This window comes from Streptomyces sp. NPDC091416, from assembly GCF_044756845.1.
Taxonomy (GTDB): domain Bacteria; phylum Actinomycetota; class Actinomycetes; order Streptomycetales; family Streptomycetaceae; genus Streptomyces.
On the sequence record NZ_JBIVTU010000002.1, the window covers coordinates 626,868 to 642,513 of the forward strand.

General features: G+C 71.0%; 14 protein-coding genes. 8 read left to right on the forward strand and 6 right to left on the reverse strand.

Annotated elements, in window-relative coordinates:
• Window positions 1–28: 28 nt before the first annotated feature.
• Window positions 29–934, reverse strand: coding sequence for a LysR family transcriptional regulator (locus ACIQMX_RS09660; RefSeq protein WP_402476098.1), 906 nt, complete (start codon window positions 932–934; stop codon window positions 29–31).
• A 92-nt stretch (window positions 935–1,026) separates the two neighbouring features.
• Here ACIQMX_RS09660 and ACIQMX_RS09665 point away from each other — a divergent pair, with 92 nt between their 5' ends.
• Entirely contained in the window at window positions 1,027–1,410 is a 384-nt protein-coding gene (locus ACIQMX_RS09665) for a nuclear transport factor 2 family protein (protein ID WP_363075011.1), read from the forward strand.
• 76 nt (window positions 1,411–1,486) lie between these two features.
• Window positions 1,487–2,902, forward strand: a complete 1,416-nt coding sequence (locus ACIQMX_RS09670; protein WP_402476102.1) for an MFS transporter — start codon at window positions 1,487–1,489, stop codon at window positions 2,900–2,902.
• A gap of 75 nt (window positions 2,903–2,977) precedes the next feature.
• On the opposite strand, the gene ACIQMX_RS09675 is transcribed toward ACIQMX_RS09670, so the two are convergent.
• Together ACIQMX_RS09675 and ACIQMX_RS09680 are read right to left on the reverse strand one after the other, a co-directional pair.
• Window positions 2,978–4,075 carry an LLM class flavin-dependent oxidoreductase gene (locus tag ACIQMX_RS09675; protein ID WP_363068385.1) on the reverse strand — a complete coding sequence of 366 codons (1,098 nt, stop codon included), beginning with the start codon at window positions 4,073–4,075 and terminating at the stop codon, window positions 2,978–2,980.
• 90 nt (window positions 4,076–4,165) lie between these two features.
• A complete protein-coding gene (locus ACIQMX_RS09680; protein ID WP_402476104.1) occupies window positions 4,166–4,945 on the reverse strand; it encodes a decarboxylase in 780 nt (259 codons plus the stop codon).
• A 186-nt stretch (window positions 4,946–5,131) separates the two neighbouring features.
• Here ACIQMX_RS09680 and ACIQMX_RS09685 point away from each other — a divergent pair, with 186 nt between their 5' ends.
• The 6 genes from ACIQMX_RS09685 (at window position 5,132) to ACIQMX_RS09710 (ending at window position 10,410) form a co-directional block, all read left to right on the forward strand.
• Window positions 5,132–6,091, forward strand: a complete 960-nt coding sequence (locus ACIQMX_RS09685) for a D-2-hydroxyacid dehydrogenase (protein ID WP_402476106.1) — start codon at window positions 5,132–5,134, stop codon at window positions 6,089–6,091.
• 255 nt (window positions 6,092–6,346) lie between these two features.
• Window positions 6,347–7,249 (forward strand): ectoine/hydroxyectoine ABC transporter substrate-binding protein EhuB, encoded by a 903-nt coding sequence (gene ehuB / locus ACIQMX_RS09690; protein WP_363068379.1) that lies wholly within the window; start codon window positions 6,347–6,349, stop codon window positions 7,247–7,249.
• Window positions 7,250–7,268: 19 nt separating this feature from the next.
• Window positions 7,269–8,003, forward strand: coding sequence for an ectoine/hydroxyectoine ABC transporter permease subunit EhuC (gene ehuC / locus ACIQMX_RS09695; RefSeq protein WP_363068377.1), 735 nt, complete (start codon window positions 7,269–7,271; stop codon window positions 8,001–8,003).
• Window positions 8,000–8,644 (forward strand): ectoine/hydroxyectoine ABC transporter permease subunit EhuD, encoded by a 645-nt coding sequence (ehuD, locus tag ACIQMX_RS09700; RefSeq protein ID WP_363068375.1) that lies wholly within the window; start codon window positions 8,000–8,002, stop codon window positions 8,642–8,644. Before ehuC ends, ehuD begins: the two co-directional genes overlap by 4 nt.
• Window positions 8,634–9,485 (forward strand): ectoine/hydroxyectoine ABC transporter ATP-binding protein EhuA, encoded by an 852-nt coding sequence (gene ehuA, locus ACIQMX_RS09705; RefSeq protein ID WP_402476111.1) that lies wholly within the window; start codon window positions 8,634–8,636, stop codon window positions 9,483–9,485. The genes ehuD and ehuA overlap by 11 nt, the downstream gene beginning before the upstream one ends.
• A 166-nt stretch (window positions 9,486–9,651) precedes the next feature.
• A complete protein-coding gene (locus ACIQMX_RS09710) occupies window positions 9,652–10,410 on the forward strand; it encodes an IclR family transcriptional regulator C-terminal domain-containing protein (RefSeq protein WP_363068371.1) in 759 nt (252 codons plus the stop codon).
• Window positions 10,411–10,474: 64 nt separating this feature from the next.
• On the opposite strand, the gene ACIQMX_RS09715 is transcribed toward ACIQMX_RS09710, so the two are convergent.
• From ACIQMX_RS09715 to ACIQMX_RS09725, 3 genes are all read right to left on the reverse strand, one after another.
• Window positions 10,475–12,088, reverse strand: coding sequence for a glycoside hydrolase family 13 protein (locus ACIQMX_RS09715; RefSeq protein ID WP_402476116.1), 1,614 nt, complete (start codon window positions 12,086–12,088; stop codon window positions 10,475–10,477).
• 71 nt (window positions 12,089–12,159) lie between these two features.
• Window positions 12,160–14,682, reverse strand: a complete 2,523-nt coding sequence (locus ACIQMX_RS09720; protein WP_402476118.1) for a CBM35 domain-containing protein — start codon at window positions 14,680–14,682, stop codon at window positions 12,160–12,162.
• A gap of 66 nt (window positions 14,683–14,748) precedes the next feature.
• Entirely contained in the window at window positions 14,749–15,636 is an 888-nt protein-coding gene (locus ACIQMX_RS09725) for a carbohydrate ABC transporter permease (RefSeq protein ID WP_363068365.1), read from the reverse strand.
• Window positions 15,637–15,646: the final 10 nt, after the last annotated feature.

Sequence of the window (15,646 nt, forward strand, 5' to 3'; positions counted from 1 at the left end):
GCCTCCGTGGGCGTCGGAGGCCCGCCGCTCAGTCGGCGCCCTCGCCCGGCCGCACCTCCACACAGCTGCGTACGAAGTCCCGCACCGCGTCCGGTACGACGCGAGTACGCGGCCACGCCACTCCCACCCGGGACGGGCTGACCCCGCTGACCGGGCGGTAGACCACGTCCGGGCGCTGGTAGAAGCGGGCCGTGGCCTCCGGGGTGAGGCTGACGCCGTAACCGTTGGCGATCGCGTTCAGCCATTCGTCCGGGTTGTGGGCGACGGCTCCCACCGTCACCGGGTGCCCGTCCCGTTCGTCCGAGGCCAGCCAGTACGCGCGCCACCAGCCCGACTCCTCCGGGGTGGCCACGAACGGTTCGTCGAAGAGCTCGGCGAACGCGATCACCTCCCGGCCGGCGAGACGGTGGGCCGCGGGCAGTGCCACCCATCGGTCCTCGGTGATCAGCACTTCGACGTTCAGCGACTCCTCTCCCGGGAACGGCAGCCTCAGCAGCGCGGCGTCGGAGTCACCGGCCGCCAGTCCGGCCGTCGGGTCGTCCCAGGCGGTCTGGTGCAGCTGGACCCGCCAGCCCGGCCTTCGCCGGGCAAAGGCGGCGATGATCTGCTGCGTCAGCTCGTTGGCCCCGCTCGCGACGAAGCCGACGCGCAGCACCCGGTCGGCGCGGGCGGCGGCGCCCTTGGTCGTCCGCAGGGCGGTGTCCCAGGAATCGAGGACCGCCGGGACCGACCGGGCGAGCGCGGTGCCCGCTTCGGTGAGGGTCATCCCGGCCCGGGACCGGGTGAACAGCGTGACGCCGAGCAGCGCTTCGAGCTGCTTGATCTGTTTGGTCAGCGCGGGCTGCGAGATGAAGAGCCGCTCGGCAGCGCGGGTCAGATGGCCTTCCTCGGCCACGGCGGCGAAGTAGCGCAGCAGTCTGGTGTCGACATCCATGCCCTCAGGTTATGGAAGCAGGTATTGGACCGGGCATACGGTGCGGGCCGAAGCTCTTCCACGTAACCACCGCGAGGCACCTGGGAGTTGACGTGGAAGAGCCGAACCGCTCGCTGATCAGCACCTTCTGGGCGAGCTACGCGACCGGGAACCTGTCCGCGCTGCGGGACGACGTCCTGGCGGCCGACGCCGTCTGGCACATGCCCGGACGCCATCCGCTCTCGGGGACCTACCGGGGCGTCGACGCGATCTGCGGCTTCCTGAGGGAGCTGGGCACCCACGACTTCCGTGTCGAGGTGCTGTTCGCGGGTGCCGACGACAGCCACGTCGTCGAGCTGCACCACTGCGCCTCCGGAGACGGAGCCCTCGCCATGACCTGGGTGCTGGTCTTCCGGATCGAGGCCGGACGGATCGCCGGGATCCGCCACTACCCCGCCGACGCCCACGCGGCCGACACGTACTTCCGGAACCGCTGACGTTCCGGAACGGCCGGGATTCCAGAACCACTGAACTCCAGAACCGCCGAGATTCCAGAACCGCTGAGAGGCTCTGATGACCACCGTCACGTCACCACCGTCCCGGACCGGAACCACCGGACCCGGGTCCTCCGCACTCGGGCTGCGCGGCCTGCTGATCCTGATCACCCTCTGCGGGGCCACGTTCATGACCGGCCTCGACTACTCGATCATCACCGTCGCCCTGCCCGAGATCGGCCGGGACCTCGGGTTCGCCTCCACAGGCGATCTGCAGTGGGTGGCCACGGCCTGCCTGCTCCCGACCGCCGGGCTGCTGCCGCTCTTCGGCAGGCTCTCCGACCTGGTCGGCCGGCGCAGGCTCTTCGTCCTGGGCGCCGCCCTGTTCACCGCGCTCTCCCTGGTCGCCGCAGCGGCCACCGGTCCGGCGATGCTGATCGCGGCACGGGCCGGGCAGGGCATCGCCGCGGCGATGATCGGACCGACCGCGCTCGCCCTGATGACCGCCTCGTTCCCCGAGGGACCGCAGCGCACCAGGGCGCTGGGCATCAACGGCGCACTCCTCTCGCTCGGCTTCGTGACCGGCACCATCGGCGGCGGTCTCATCACCAGTGGGCTCAACTGGCGCTGGACGATGCTGCTGCTGGTCGTGATCGGTTCGGTCGTCCTCGCGGGCGCGCTCACCCTGCTGCCCAGGTCGGCCGACGAGCGCCGCGCCAGCCGTCTCGACGTACCGGGCGCGGTGCTGTCCGGTGCCGGGCTCTTCGCCCTGGTGTACGGGATCTCGACCGGTGCGGACGCCGGCTGGACGAGTGCGCCGACGCTGACCTCGCTGGTCGGTGCGGCGGCACTGCTCGCCGCCTTCCTCGTCGCGGAGTCCAGGCACACCGCACCGCTCGTCCCGCTCGGGCTGCTGGGCCGCCGCACGGTCAAGTGGAGCGCGCTGGTCGGCCTGATCACCTTCTCCATGTGCGGCGGCGCGACGCTGCTGCTCAGCCTCTACATGCAGGACGTGCTCGGCTGGTCGCCGCTGGCCACCGGGTTCGGCTTCCTCGCCGAGGGGGCGGCCGCGCTGGCCGCCGGAGCGCTGGCTTCCCGGGTGATCGCGGCCCGCGGGACGACGGCCGCGATGGTGACCGGTCTGCTGGTCCAGGCGGCGGGCACGGGTGCGATGGTCCTGTTGCCGGGTGACGGGAACCTTCCTCTGCTGCTGGTCACTTCCGGGCTGATGGGCTTCGGCCACGTGCTCGCCGTGGTCGCCTTCATCTCGACACTGACCTCCGGGCTGAGGGACGACGAGCAGGGCGTGGCGGGCAGCCTGGCCCAGATGCCGCAGTTCGTCGGCGCCATCGGCGTCGCGGGGCTGGCGGCCGTCGCCTCGACGGGCGGCTCGCTCCTGGCCGGTCTGCACACGGCCCTCCTGGTGGCCGGGGTCACCGTACTGGCCGGGGTCCTGGTCGCGATGGTCTTCCTGCGCCGGGCGCCACAGCACTGACCGCCGCGTACACGGAAGCCGGCCCGGCTCCCTCGCGAGGGAGCCGGGCCGGCTTCAGGGACGTGACGGCCGGGATCAGGCCCCCGGCAGACCGTACGCGTCCGCGATGAGGCCGTAGCTGCGCAGCCGGGCCTCGCCGCCGTGGGCGTTGGCGGTGATCATCAGTTCGTCGGCGCCGGTGCGCTTGGCCAGGTCGTCGAGGCCGGTGCGGACCTCGTCCGCGGTGCCGTGGACGATGTTGACGAGCCAGCTGTCGACGAACTCCCGCTCCATCGGAGTGAAGGCGTACGCCTCCGCCTCCTCGGGGGTCGGGACCAGGCCGGGGCGGCCGGAGCGCAGGCGGAGCATCGACAGCGCGCCGGTCAGGACCTGGCGGCGGGCCTCCCGCTCGTCGTCGGCGGCCAGCGCGGCGACGCCGATCAGGGCGTACGGGGCGTCCAGCACCGCGGACGGCTTGAAGGACTCGCGGTACAGCTCCAGGGCCGGAATGGTGTTCTGGGCCGAGAAGTGGTGGGCGAACGCGAAGGGCAGGCCGAGCATGCCGGCCAGCCGGGCGCTGAATCCGGAGGAGCCGAGCAGCCACAGCGGCGGGCGGCCCGGGGACTGGACGCCGCCCTCGGAGGTGGCCTGGACGGGGCCGGGGACCGCGTGGATGCGGGCGTAGGGGTGCCCGTCGGGGAAGTCGTCGTCCAGGAAGCGCGTCAGCTCCATGAGCTGCTGCGGGAAGTCGTCCGCACCCTCGTTCAGCCGCTCGGAGCGGCGCAGGGCGGCGGCGGTGGCGCCGTCGGTGCCGGGGGCGCGTCCGAGGCCGAGGTCGATGCGGCCGGGAGCCATGGCCTCCAGGGTGCCGAACTGCTCGGCGATGACGAGCGGGGCGTGGTTGGGCAGCATGACGCCGCCGGAGCCGAGCCGGATGCGTTCGGTGCGGGCGGCGGTGTGGGCCAGGATCACGGCCGGCGAGGAGGAGGCCACGCCGGGCATGGAGTGGTGCTCGGCGACCCAGTAGCGGTGGAAGCCGCGGCGTTCGGCGAGCTGGGCGATCTCGACACCGGTGCGCAGGGCCTGGGTCGCGGTGCGCCCCTGGCCCACGGTGACGAGGTCAAGCACCGAGAGGGGCACGGGTGCCGTCCCCTCCGCCTTGCCACGGATCTCGTCGCCTCGAATCTCGTCCACGTCCTGGCCTCTCCGGTGGTGCGTCTGGTCCGGAGCAGTGCAACAGGAGGTGGGCTCCGCTTATTCCCCCGCCGCCCGGTGGAGCCCGGTTCAGGACCGCTTGCCGTGCGCGTAGGACCGTCCGCTCCCCCACTCCACCGGGGCGGGCGGCGCCTCGCGGGATTCGAAGAGGGTGCCGAGCCGGGGTGACCAGGCGGGGCGGTCGGCCAGTCGCAGGGCCTCCCGGGCGGCCACCTGGTTCGCGGTGAGGACGGGTTTGCCGAGGAACTCCTCCAGCGCGGGGAGGTGGCCGACCGTGCGCAGGGCCGTGTCCGGCAGCAGGACGGCGTCGGCCTCCGGACGGTCGGCCGCGGCAGCCAGCTCCTTGAGCCTGTCGAGCCCCCACTCCGCGGCCTCGGCGGCGCCGGTCACTCCCGCCGCGTGGGTGGCGACCACCTCCATGCCCGTGGACCGGAGGAAGTCGGTGAACCGCGCGGCGATGGCTTCGGGGTAGGTCGCGGCGACCGCGACCCGGTTGGCGCCCAGCTTCCTCACGGCGTGGACGAAGCCGATGGACGTGCTGGAGGCGGGCACGCCCGCCGCCCGCGCCACGGCCATGATCTGGTCGTGGGCGCCCTGCGGGCCGTAGAGGAAGCTGCCGCCGTCGCACGCCCAGACGACGGACTGGACCCCGGAGCGCTGCAGCTCCTCGACACCGGCGGCGAGCCTGGCGGGGGTGCCGAGCTCGCGCAGGGCGTCCTCGCGATAGGCGTCGTCCGGGACCTCGGTGTGGCGGACGACGAGCCTGATGGTGCTGTCGAGCAGGATCTCCATGCGCGGGTAGTCGTCCTCCGCGAAATGGCCCGGGTAGAGGAATCCGACGGTCGTCATGTCCACCCTTCCTGTTACTGGCGGTGCTGCCGGTACTGCTTGTACTGCGTTTTACCGCTTCTCCTCCCAGTATTCCCCCATCCGCCCCGGCCACCGCTCCGGCCTGTTGACGGGGTGGGGTACGACTGCGAGCGTGGTGCGTCCGCAGCCTCAGCCACTCCCAGCCGACGCGGAGGAACCGCCCCCATGCCGGAGCCCGTCCTGCTCGTCCTGGACGCCGATCCGCCGCCCCGTCTCGGCGCGCTGACCGGGCGGGTACGGGTCCGGCACACCGACGCCGCGGGCCTGGCCGGGGCGCTCCCCCATGCCGACGTCCTGCTGGTCTGGGACTTCACCTCGGACGCGGTCCGGGCCGCCTGGCCGGGCGGCGGACCGCGCCCGGCCTGGGTGCACACCGCGAGCACGGGTGTGGACCGGCTGCTCTGCCCGGAGCTGGCGGAGAGCGACACGGTGGTGACCAACGCGCGGGGCGTCTTCGAACAGCCGATGTCGGAGTACGTGGCGGGCCTCGTACTGGCCTTCGCCAAGGACCTCCCCGGCACGCTGGAGCTCCAGCGGCGCCGCCGCTGGGGCCATCGCGAGACGGCCCGGGTCGCGGGGTCGCGTGCGGTGGTCGTCGGCGCCGGTCCGGTCGGGCGGGAGATCACCCGGCTGCTGATGGCGCTCGGCGTCGAGGTGGCGCTGGTGGGACGCACGGCCCGGCGCACGATCCACGGACCCGGCGATCTGGACCGGCTGACCGCCCGGGCGGACTGGGTGGTCTGCGCGGCACCGCTGACCCCGCAGACGTACGGGATGTTCGACAGCAGGTTCTTCGGGCTGATGCAGCCCTCGGCCCGCTTCATCAACGTGGGGCGTGGCCCGATGGTGGTCGAGGCCGATCTCGTCGACGCCCTGCGCAGGCGGTGGATCGCGGGGGCGGCGCTCGACGTGTTCGAGCGGGAGCCGCTCGGCCCGGACAGCCCGGTGTGGGACGTGCCCGGCCTGATCGTGTCGCCGCACATGAGCGGCGACACGGCCGGGTGGCGGGACCGGCTGGGCGAGCAGTTCGTCGCGATGTACGAACGGTGGGAGGCCGGGGAGCCGTTGCCGAACGTGGTGGACAAGCGGCTCGGCCACATCCCGAGCACGGACACGCAAGGGTGATCCCAACCCGGGTCCCCCGTAACCCGTTTCGCCGTCCCATGACGGACATCTCCGGATAACACACCGTCATTCACCGTACGGCGCAAGGAAATACGCACCGTTCACGATCCGTCGCACTCCGCCCATGTTCGGACACGGGAAGGTCACCCTCCGGCCACCGTTCGGTTACATGCCGCCTCTTCGCGCATAGACATACGAGATCGGGCAGGCGCCAACCCTGTCCGGACTGTTCGACCCTCCAGGAGATTGCGAACCATGGCTGACTTCCCGAACCTGTCCCGCCGGGGCTTTCTCAACCGATCGGCAGCCGTGGGCGGTCTGCTCGTCGTCCCCGGCCTGCTCACCGCGTGCAGCAAGACCGGCGCCGACTCGGCGGACGGCGAAGGCGCGCTCGACAAGCTCCGCAAGCAGGGATTCGTCCGGGTCGCGTACGCCGACGAGGCCCCGTACGGCTACATGGAGGGCAAGGCGCTCAAGGGCGAGGCGCCCACCCTGCACCGCGAGATATTCAAGGCGCTGGGTGTGGACGAGCTGCGCCCCACCCTCTCCGAGTGGGACGGGCTGATCCCGGGCCTCCAAGCCAGCAAGTACGACGTGGTGAGCGCCGGTATGGCGATCACGCCCGAGCGCTGCGCCAACGCCCTCTTCTCGGAGCCGGAGTTCATCTCGCCGACCGCGATGATGGTGAAGAAGGGCAACCCGAAGAAGATCACCGACCTCGCCTCCGCCAAGGCCGCCGGGATCACCGTCGGCGTGATGGCGGGCGCCGTCGAGGGCTCGTACGCCGAAGGTGCCGGGATAGCCAAGGACAGGATCAAGTCCCTGCAGAAGCCGCAGGACGGCGCGGACGCGGTCAAGGGCGGCCGGGTCGACGCCTTCCTGCTGACCGGCATCTCGCTGCGCTGGCTGGCGAAGACCAACCCGGAGACCGAGGTCACCGAGGCCTTCCTGCCGGAGCTCGACGGTGTGAAGCAGTACAGCCCGGGCGGCGCCGTGTTCCGCAAGGGCAACGAGGAGCTGCGGGACGCCTTCAACCGCGAACTCAAGAAGATCGTCTCCGACAAGTCGCGCTATGTGGAGCTGCTGCGGGACTACGGCTTCGGAGCCACCGAGCTCCCGCCGGCCACGCTGAAGACGGCCGATCTGTGCAAGGGCTGACAGGGACGGGACCCACCGCATGAGTGATTTCTTCTCGGCCTTCGCCGACGACCTCCCCCAGCTGCGCTCGGGCCTGTGGGTGACCCTGGAGGCCACCGTCCTGGGCGCGCTGCTGGCGCTGTTGCTGTCGTTCGTCCTCGGCCTGATGTCGATCAGCCGGGAGCTGGTGACACGGGGCGTCTCACGTGTGGTCGTGGAGTTCTTCCGCGGGACCTCGCTGTACGTCCAGCTGTTCTGGCTCTACTACGCGATGCCGCCGCTGACGGGGTACGAGCTGTCCCCGCTGCTCTGCGGCGTCGTCGCCTTCGGCCTCAACTACGGGGCCTACGGCGCCGAGGTGGTGCGCGGCGCCATCAACTCCGTACCGCGGGCGCAGTACGAGGCGGCGGTCGCGCTGAACATGACGCCACTGCACCGGATGCGCAAGGTGATCCTTCCGCAGGCGTGGGTGCAGATGATCCCGTCATTCACCAACCTCTTCATCCAGTTGCTGAAGTGCACGCCGCTGCTGTGGCTGATCTCGGCGGCCGACCTCATGACCGCGATCGAGAAGCTGCGCAGCCGTACGGGTGAGACCCTCACCGCGTATCTGACCCTGCTGGCCTGCTACTTCGTGCTGGCCTACGCGCTGACCCTGCTGATGAACCTGCTGGAGCGCTCCGCCAAGCGGCGGCTCGGTCTGGCGACCGGCGGGGGCAGCCTGCTGAAGTCCCGCAGCGCGGTGACGGCCCCGGCCGCGGGAGGTGCCCGGTGAACGAGGGATTCGACTGGAACGCGGCTGGCGACGCGCTGCCGCTGATCCTTCAGGGGTTCAAGGTCACCCTGCTGGCCACGGTGCTGGGGACGCTCGTCGCCGCGGTGCTCGGGCTGGCGATCGCGGTGGCCGGACGGGCCCCGAGCCGGCTGGTGACCGTACCGGTGAAGGTGGTGATGGAGTTCATCCGCTCCACTCCGCTGCTGGTCCAGCTGGTCGGCGCGGCCGCGCTGTTCACTTCGGTGGAGCCGCTGACCATCGGCATCGTGGTGCTGGGCATCCACTACGCCACGTACACCTCGGAGGTGTACCGCGCCGGGATCGACGGTGTGCCGAAGGGCCAGTGGGAGGCCTGCCGGGCCCTGTCGATGACACCCCGGCGGACCTGGCAGGCCGTGATCCTGCCGCAGGCGGTGCGCAACGTCCTGCCCGCTCTCGGGAACTACGCGATCTCGATGTTCAAGGAGACCCCGTTCCTCGCCGTGATCACGGTGCAGGAGATGGTCTTCGAAGCCCGTAAGTACGGGGGTGACCACTTCGCGTACACCGAGGTGTTCACACTGGCCGGACTGGTCTTCCTGGTCGCGAGCTACCCCACGTCACTCCTGATGAGGAAGCTGGAGAAGCGCCTTGGCCACTGAACCTCTCCCCCTGCAGAAGACCGCGGCCACGGCCCCCGAGGACGTCGTCGCGGTCCCCGCCCCCCGGGACTCCGGGCACCCGCTGGTCCGTTTCGACAACGTCGTCAAGCGGTACGGCGACCATGTCGTCCTCGACCAGCTGGACTTCACGGTCGAGCGCGGCGAGCACGTCACCCTGATCGGGCCCAGCGGCTCGGGCAAGACCACGATCCTGCGGCTGCTGATGACCCTGGAGAAGGTCAGCGACGGCGTGATCCGGATCAACGGCGATCCGCTGACACACATGCGGGCGGCCGACGGCTCGCTCAAGCCGGCGTCCGAGAAGCATCTGCGCGAGGCGCGGAAGAAGATCGGGATGGTCTTCCAGCAGTTCAACCTCTTCCCGAACATGAAGGTCCTGCAGAACATCACCGAGGCTCCCGTCAACGTCCTCGGCATGGACCGCGACAAGGCGGAGACCCGGGCCCGGGAGCTGCTCGACCTCGTCGGGCTGTCCGCCAAGGTCGACGCGCACCCGTCCCAGCTCTCCGGCGGCCAGCAGCAGCGGGTCGCGATCGCCCGGGCGCTGGCGATGGAGCCGGAGATCCTGCTCCTGGACGAGGTCACGTCCGCGCTGGACCCGGAACTGGTGGCGGGTGTGCTGGACCTGCTGTGCGACATCGCCAGGAACACCGACATCACCATGCTCTGCGTGACCCACGAGATGAATTTCGCCCGGGACGTGTCGGAGAAGGTGCTGATGTTCGACGCGGGACGGGTCGTGGAGTCGGGTTCGCCGGAAAAAATCTTCTCCGATCCCGAACACGAACGCACTCGCGAATTCCTCAACGCGGTGCTGTGACCTCGGCATCCGCTGATCGCTATTGACTCTGGCATATGCCATACGGGTGCGCCCCAGCTGAAGCGGCCGGGGCGCACCGGCCAGTAGTCAACAGCCGCCCCTGAACGGCCTCTTGGCGGCTATCGTGGTGGCAGAGCTTGCGGTCACAACCTGGTAGGGGGAAACCGTGGCGTTGAAGCCCGAACCGACCGCACCGTTCCATTCGGTGCAGTACGCCCTGCGTGTTCTCGAAACGGTCTCCAAGCACGGCAACGGTGTGACGGACACCCAGATCGCCCGGGAGACGGGACTGCCCGTCGGGCACCTCGCCTCCCTGCTGCTGACGCTGCGCCGCGAGGGGTACGTCGAGCAGATCACCGACGGCGCGTACGTCACCGGCTCCTCGCTGCTGCTCCTCGGCTCGGGCGCGGCCCGCCGGCAGGCCCTGGAGGCCAAGCTCCAGCAGACGCTGGTCCAGCTGCGGGACTCGGTGGGCGCCGCGGTCTACATCAGCCGTTACGTGGACGGCGAGATCCGGGTCACCCAGTACGCCGACGGCCCACGGACGCCCGCGGTCAACGAGTGGGTGGACTTCCGCTCGGCGGCGCACGCCTCGGCCATCGGCAAGTGCCTGCTGACCCAGCTCGACCAGAACGGGCGCCGCGACCACCTCTCGCGGCACAAGATCGCCCGGCTGACCTCGCGGACGATCACGAGCGAGCGGGTCCTCTTCTCCAAGCTGGACAGCCAGCCGGCGACGGTGCCCGTGCTCGACCTCCAGGAGTACGCGGTCGGCACGGTGTGCGCCGCGGTGCCGCTGACGGCCGGGGCGTCGGCGGGATGCCTGGCCCTGTCCCTGCCGGTCGAGGACGCGCACCGGCTGCGCGAGGCAGCGGACACGCTGAACCGGCGGGCGGCGCCGGTGCTTCTGTCGCTCGCGCTGTAGCCGGACCGGCCCGCCCGGCGTGGTCCTCCATCGCCGGACGGGCTCGAAGTGGCCGGGGCGGCGGCTACCGCTCCAGCCACACCGCCGTGTCGCGCGGCAGTACCCCCGGCTCGTCCAGCTCCGCGCTGGCCAGCAGCACCCTCGCATCCGGCGGAAGCGTCACCGGATCCCCCAGGTTGACCAGGCAGCGGAACGATCCGCCACGGTCGAAGCAGATCGTGTCCGGGCCCGCGTCCACCCAGGTCAGGGCCTCCGGGAGCACGGTCAGCCGCTCGCGGCGCAGGGCCAGCGCGGACCGGTAGAGGGCGAGGCCGGAGCCGGGGTCCTCCTGCTGGGCCGCCACGCTCAGCGCCGCCCAGTCCCCCGGCTGCGGCAGCCACGTCGCGTCGGCGCCCGCCGGGGAGAAGCCGAGCGACGGCCCGCCGGACTGCCACGGCAGCGGGATGCGGCACCCGTCGCGGCCCCGGTCCGCGCCCCCGGACCGGACGAACGTCGGGTCCTGGATCAGCGCGTCCGGCAGGTCCTGCACCTCCGGCAGCCCGAGCTCGTCGCCCTGGTACACGTACACCCCGCCCGGCAGGGACAGCGTCAGCAGCGCCGCCGCCCGTGCCCGGCGCCGGCCGAGCACGGCGTCGCTCGGGTCGAGCAGCCGCTTGTCGCCCATGTCGAACGACGTGTCCTCGCGCCCGTACCGCGTGACGTGGCGGATCGTGTCGTGGTTGGACAGCACCCAGGTCGGGGGCGCGCCGACCGGTGCGTGCCCCGCGAACGTGGAGTCGATGACCCCGCGCAGCGCGGCCGCGTCCCACGGGCAGCACAGGAAGTCGAAGTTGAACGCGGAGTGCAGCTCGTCGGGGCGCAGGTAGCGGGCCGTCTGCTCGGCGGCCGGCAGCCAGACCTCGCCGACGAACGTCCGGTCGCCGTCGTAGGAGTCGAGGATCTTGCGCCAGGAGCGGTAGATGTCGTGGACGGCGTCGCAGTCCTGGTACGGAAGGTCGGTGATGTCGGGGTCGGGGCCGACGTCCGGGAGTCCGGGCTTCTTGGCCAGTCCGTGCGCGACGTCGATCCGGAACCCGTCGACGCCCCGGTCCAGCCAGAACCGCAGGATGTCCTCGAACTCGGCCCGCACCTCAGGGTGTTCCCAGTTCAGATCGGGCTGCTCGGGGGCGAACATGTGCAGGTACCAGGGCCCCGCACTGCCGTCCGCCTCGGTGATCCGGGTCCAGGCGCTGCCGCCGAAGTAGGAGACCCAGTCGTTGGGCGGCAGTTCGCCGCTCCCGCCCCGGCCCTGGACGAACCAGAAGCGTTCGCGTTCCGGCGATCCGGGCCCGGCGCCGAGCGCGTCCCGGAACCATGTGTGCTGGTCGGAGCAGTGGTTGGGGACCAGGTCGACGAGTACCCGCAGTCCGTGACCGTGCGCCTCGGTGATCAGCTGCTCGGCCTCGGCGAGGGTGCCGAAGAGCGGGTCGATGTCGCGGTAGTCGGCCACGTCGTAGCCTCCGTCGGCCATCGGCGAGGCGTACCAGGGGTTGAACCACAGGGCGTCCACGCCGAGTTCCCGCAGATACGGCAGTCGGCTGCGGACCCCGGCGAGGTCGCCGGTGCCGTCCCCGTTGCCGTCCGCGAAGCTGCGTACGTAGATCTGGTAGATCGCGGCGTGCCGCCACCAGTGGGTCACTGAGACTCCTTGCTCGGTAAAGGGGTGGTGCGGGCGGCCGCCGTCGGGGACGGCCGCCCGCACCGGACGGGCTACCAGCCGGTGTTGCCGGTGCCTCGGGTGATCGTGAAGCCGCCTGCCGCAGAGAGCCCGCCGTCGGTGGCGCCGCTGACGGTGACGCCGGAGAAGGTTCCGGCTCCCGCGGAGTCGATCTCGATGCCGTACGAGCCGGCCCGGTCGACCTTCAGCCCGTCGACGGTCAGGGCGCTGACGTTCTTCTGCCAGCTGACGAGGAGGCCGCTGTAGGTGCTGTCGAGGACGTCGTTGTCCTTCAGGAGCACGGGTGCGGTGATGTCGGAGGAGTCGGCGTAGATCCAGAGCGCGCCGAGCCTGCTCTGCCAGTTGGGCTCGTAGCCACCGGTACGGGTCAGGGTGTTGCGCAGCACGGAGGTCGTGCCGCTGAACGGCACGGGGGCGAACCGGCTGCTGATCGCGATGCCGGAGGAGCCGGTGACCGTGTCGGCGAGGAGGTTGTCCTCGACCCGGTTGGCGTGGCCGCCGTAGATGCCGACCGTGTTGGCGAGCAGCGGAAGCTGCACGGTGTTGAAGCGGAACGCGCAGTCGGTGACGGCCAGGCCCTCGGAGAACATCGCGAGTCCGTCGTCGCCGGTGTTGCGGATGCTGGACTGCGAGACCTCGCTTCCCGCGGTGCCCTTGTGGAGGTTGACGCCGTCCGCGAAGGTGTCGCGGATGCGCAGTCCGGTGGCGAGGAGGCCGGTGGTCGGGGCGTCGGTCCAGAGGCCGACCTTGGTGTGTTCGATCCAGATGTTCTGGAGGGTGGAGCCGTTGCCGAAGTCGCCCTCGATCCCGGCGTCGAAGTTGGCGTCGTCCCGGTAGGAGACGTCACCGGCGATCATCAGGTCCTGGACGTTGCTGGTGCCGCCGCGGCCGAAGAGGCCGCCCTTGCCGTTCTTGCCGCGCAGCACGGTGTACCACTGGCCGGCGCCGCGCAGGTCGGCCCCGGTGAGGTCGATGTGCCCGGAGATGTCGTACGTGCCGGAGGGAAGCCAGAGCCCCTTGCCCTGCGACGTGGCGGTGGAGAGCGCCGCGTTGAGGGCGGCGGTGTCGTCCGTGGAGTCGTCCGGGGTGACGCCGAGGGTGGTGGCGGAGACGAATCCGGTGGCGGGCACGGTGAGCGCGGCCGGTGCGGTCTCGGTCTCGACGAGGTCCAGGGTGTAGGAGGCGGCGGTCTCGCCGGAGTCCTTCTGGAACTTGAGCACGGTGCCGGCGGGAAGCTCCTTGCCGAGCAGGGTGCGGGTCTCGTCGAAGAAGTGGTGGCCGGAGCCCTGGGAGGGGTCGTTGGTGTAGGGGTAGCCGCCGTAGACCCAGCTGTACCGGGAGCTGAGCGGAAGGTCCTTGAGCGCGGTGCCGTCGGCGTAGACGCTGAGCGTGGCGTCGGTGCCGGTTCCGGCCGCGTTGTCCGGCAGGGAGTAGCGCAGGGTCAGCGCGTTGGCCGGCTTCGTCAGGGTGAACTGCACGTACTCGCCGGCGCTGTCGAGGACGACGGCCCTGCGGCCCGATGCCTCGGACGGCACGGAGAGGTAGGTGCGGTCGGGGCCGGTGGTGGTGGCGTTGGTGGTGCCGTCCTCGGCCTCGTAGGTGGTGTACGGGAGGGTCGCGCCACGGGTTGCGGAGGGGGTGGAGCCGGTGACGGCGATGCCGTCGAGCTGGTAGTCGCCGTTGTCGCCGGCCGCGGTGCGCAGGGTGAGGGTGTTGAGCGCCGCGCGCAGCGGGACGTCGGTGGCGGCGGTGGCCCAGGCGCCGCCGGTGCCGGGCAGGGTGAGCCGGCGGACGGTGGTGCCGTTGGCCTGCAGGGTGGTGGTGGCCGCGGCCGTGCCCGGGGTGCGGTAGCGGACGGTCAGCGGGTAGGAGGCGGCGCCGGGGGCGTCGACGGAGAAGACCGTGCGGGCTCCGGTGGCGGTGAGGCCGGAGAGGTAGGCGCTGCCCTCGTAGCCGGTGGCGGTGGTGGCCTTCGTGGCTCCGCCGGAGAAGAAGGCGTCCTCGGCCTGGTGGGTCAGGGTGGTGGGCCCCGGGTCGGTCGGGGTGGTGGGGGTGGCCGGGGTGGCGTTGTCGAGGTTGACGTTGCCGCTGTCGGACGTGGTGAACGTCCAGGTGACGGTGTTGTCCCCGGCCCGGTAGCCGACCGCTTCCTCATGGGTGGCCCAGGTGTCCCAGTTGGTGGTGGCGGGGAGGCTCACCTGGCGGATCCGGTCGCCGTTGACGTACAGGCTGAGCGTCATCGTGGCGGTGGTGCCGTTGGCGTACCGGAGGGCGATGGACCCGGCGCCGGCCGCTTCGGAGTGCACGGCGAACGCCACGGACGCGGCGCCCTTGTTGGCGTCGGTGAAGCCGCCGACGAAGCCGCTGCCGGTGTAGCCGGGGTGCTCGGTGGAGACGGCGGCTCCTCCGGACAGCTGCGCGGACTCGGCTTCGAGTACGGAACCGGCGGCCTGCGCGGTCGCCGTGGCCCCGTACAGCAGGGCTCCGAGCATCGACAGGAGCAGCGGCAGTACGGTCCGCAGGGCGTGGGAGCGCTTTCTTGGTGCAGGAGACACGGTGGTGTGTCCTTCCTGTGTGGGGGAATCCCGGGGTGGTGCCGAGGCACCGGGCGGGGCCCGGGGTCAGCCCTTGAGGCTGCCCGCGGTGAGGCCCGCGATGATGTGACGCTGGAAGATCAGGAAGAGGACGAGCAGCGGCGCGGCGGCCATGGCCATGCCGGCCAGCAGCTGGTTGGCGGGCATGAACTCCGACAGCCGGTTGAGGGCCACGGTGATCGGCTGCCTGGCCTCGTCGGGGAGGACGAGCATCGGCCAGAGGAAGTCCTTCCAGACGGCGACGACCGCGAAGATCGAGACGACGGCGAGGACCGGGCGTGACAGCGGCAGCACCACGGAGACCAGGACCCTGAGCGTGCCGGCGCCGTCGATCCGGGCGGAGTCGAGGAGTTCGGCGGGAATCTGGTCGAAGAACCGTTTCAGGATGAAGATGTTGAAGGCGTTGGCGGCGGCGGGCAGCCAGATCGCGAACGGCGTGTTGATCAGGTTGACGTGGAAGAGCGGGACGTCGACGACGGTCAGGTACATCGGCACGAGCAGCGCCGACACCGGCAGCATCAGGGACGCCAGCATCATGCCGAGGACCACGTTGCCCAGCACCGGCCGCAGTTTGGACAGCGCGTACGCGGCGGAGACGTCGACCAGCAGCTGGGTGAGCCAGGCGCCGAGGGCCAGGATCAGGGTGTTCAGGAAGTAGTGTCCGAGCCCGACGTTGGTCCAGGCGTCGGAGTAGCTCTCGGGGTGCCAGCTCCGGGGAAGCAGCGTGGGGGTGGAGTCGGCGAGTTCGGCGGACGACTTCATCGCGCCGGTCGCCATCCAGTACAGCGGGAAGACGAAGGCCAGCGTGAAGCCGATCAGTGTCAGGACCAGCACGAAGCGGTAGAGGAACCGGCCGGTGCGGCGGTTCATCTCGGTGGGTGCGATCAGCGTGCGTGCGGGGGTTTCGGCCGGCATGGGGTTCCTC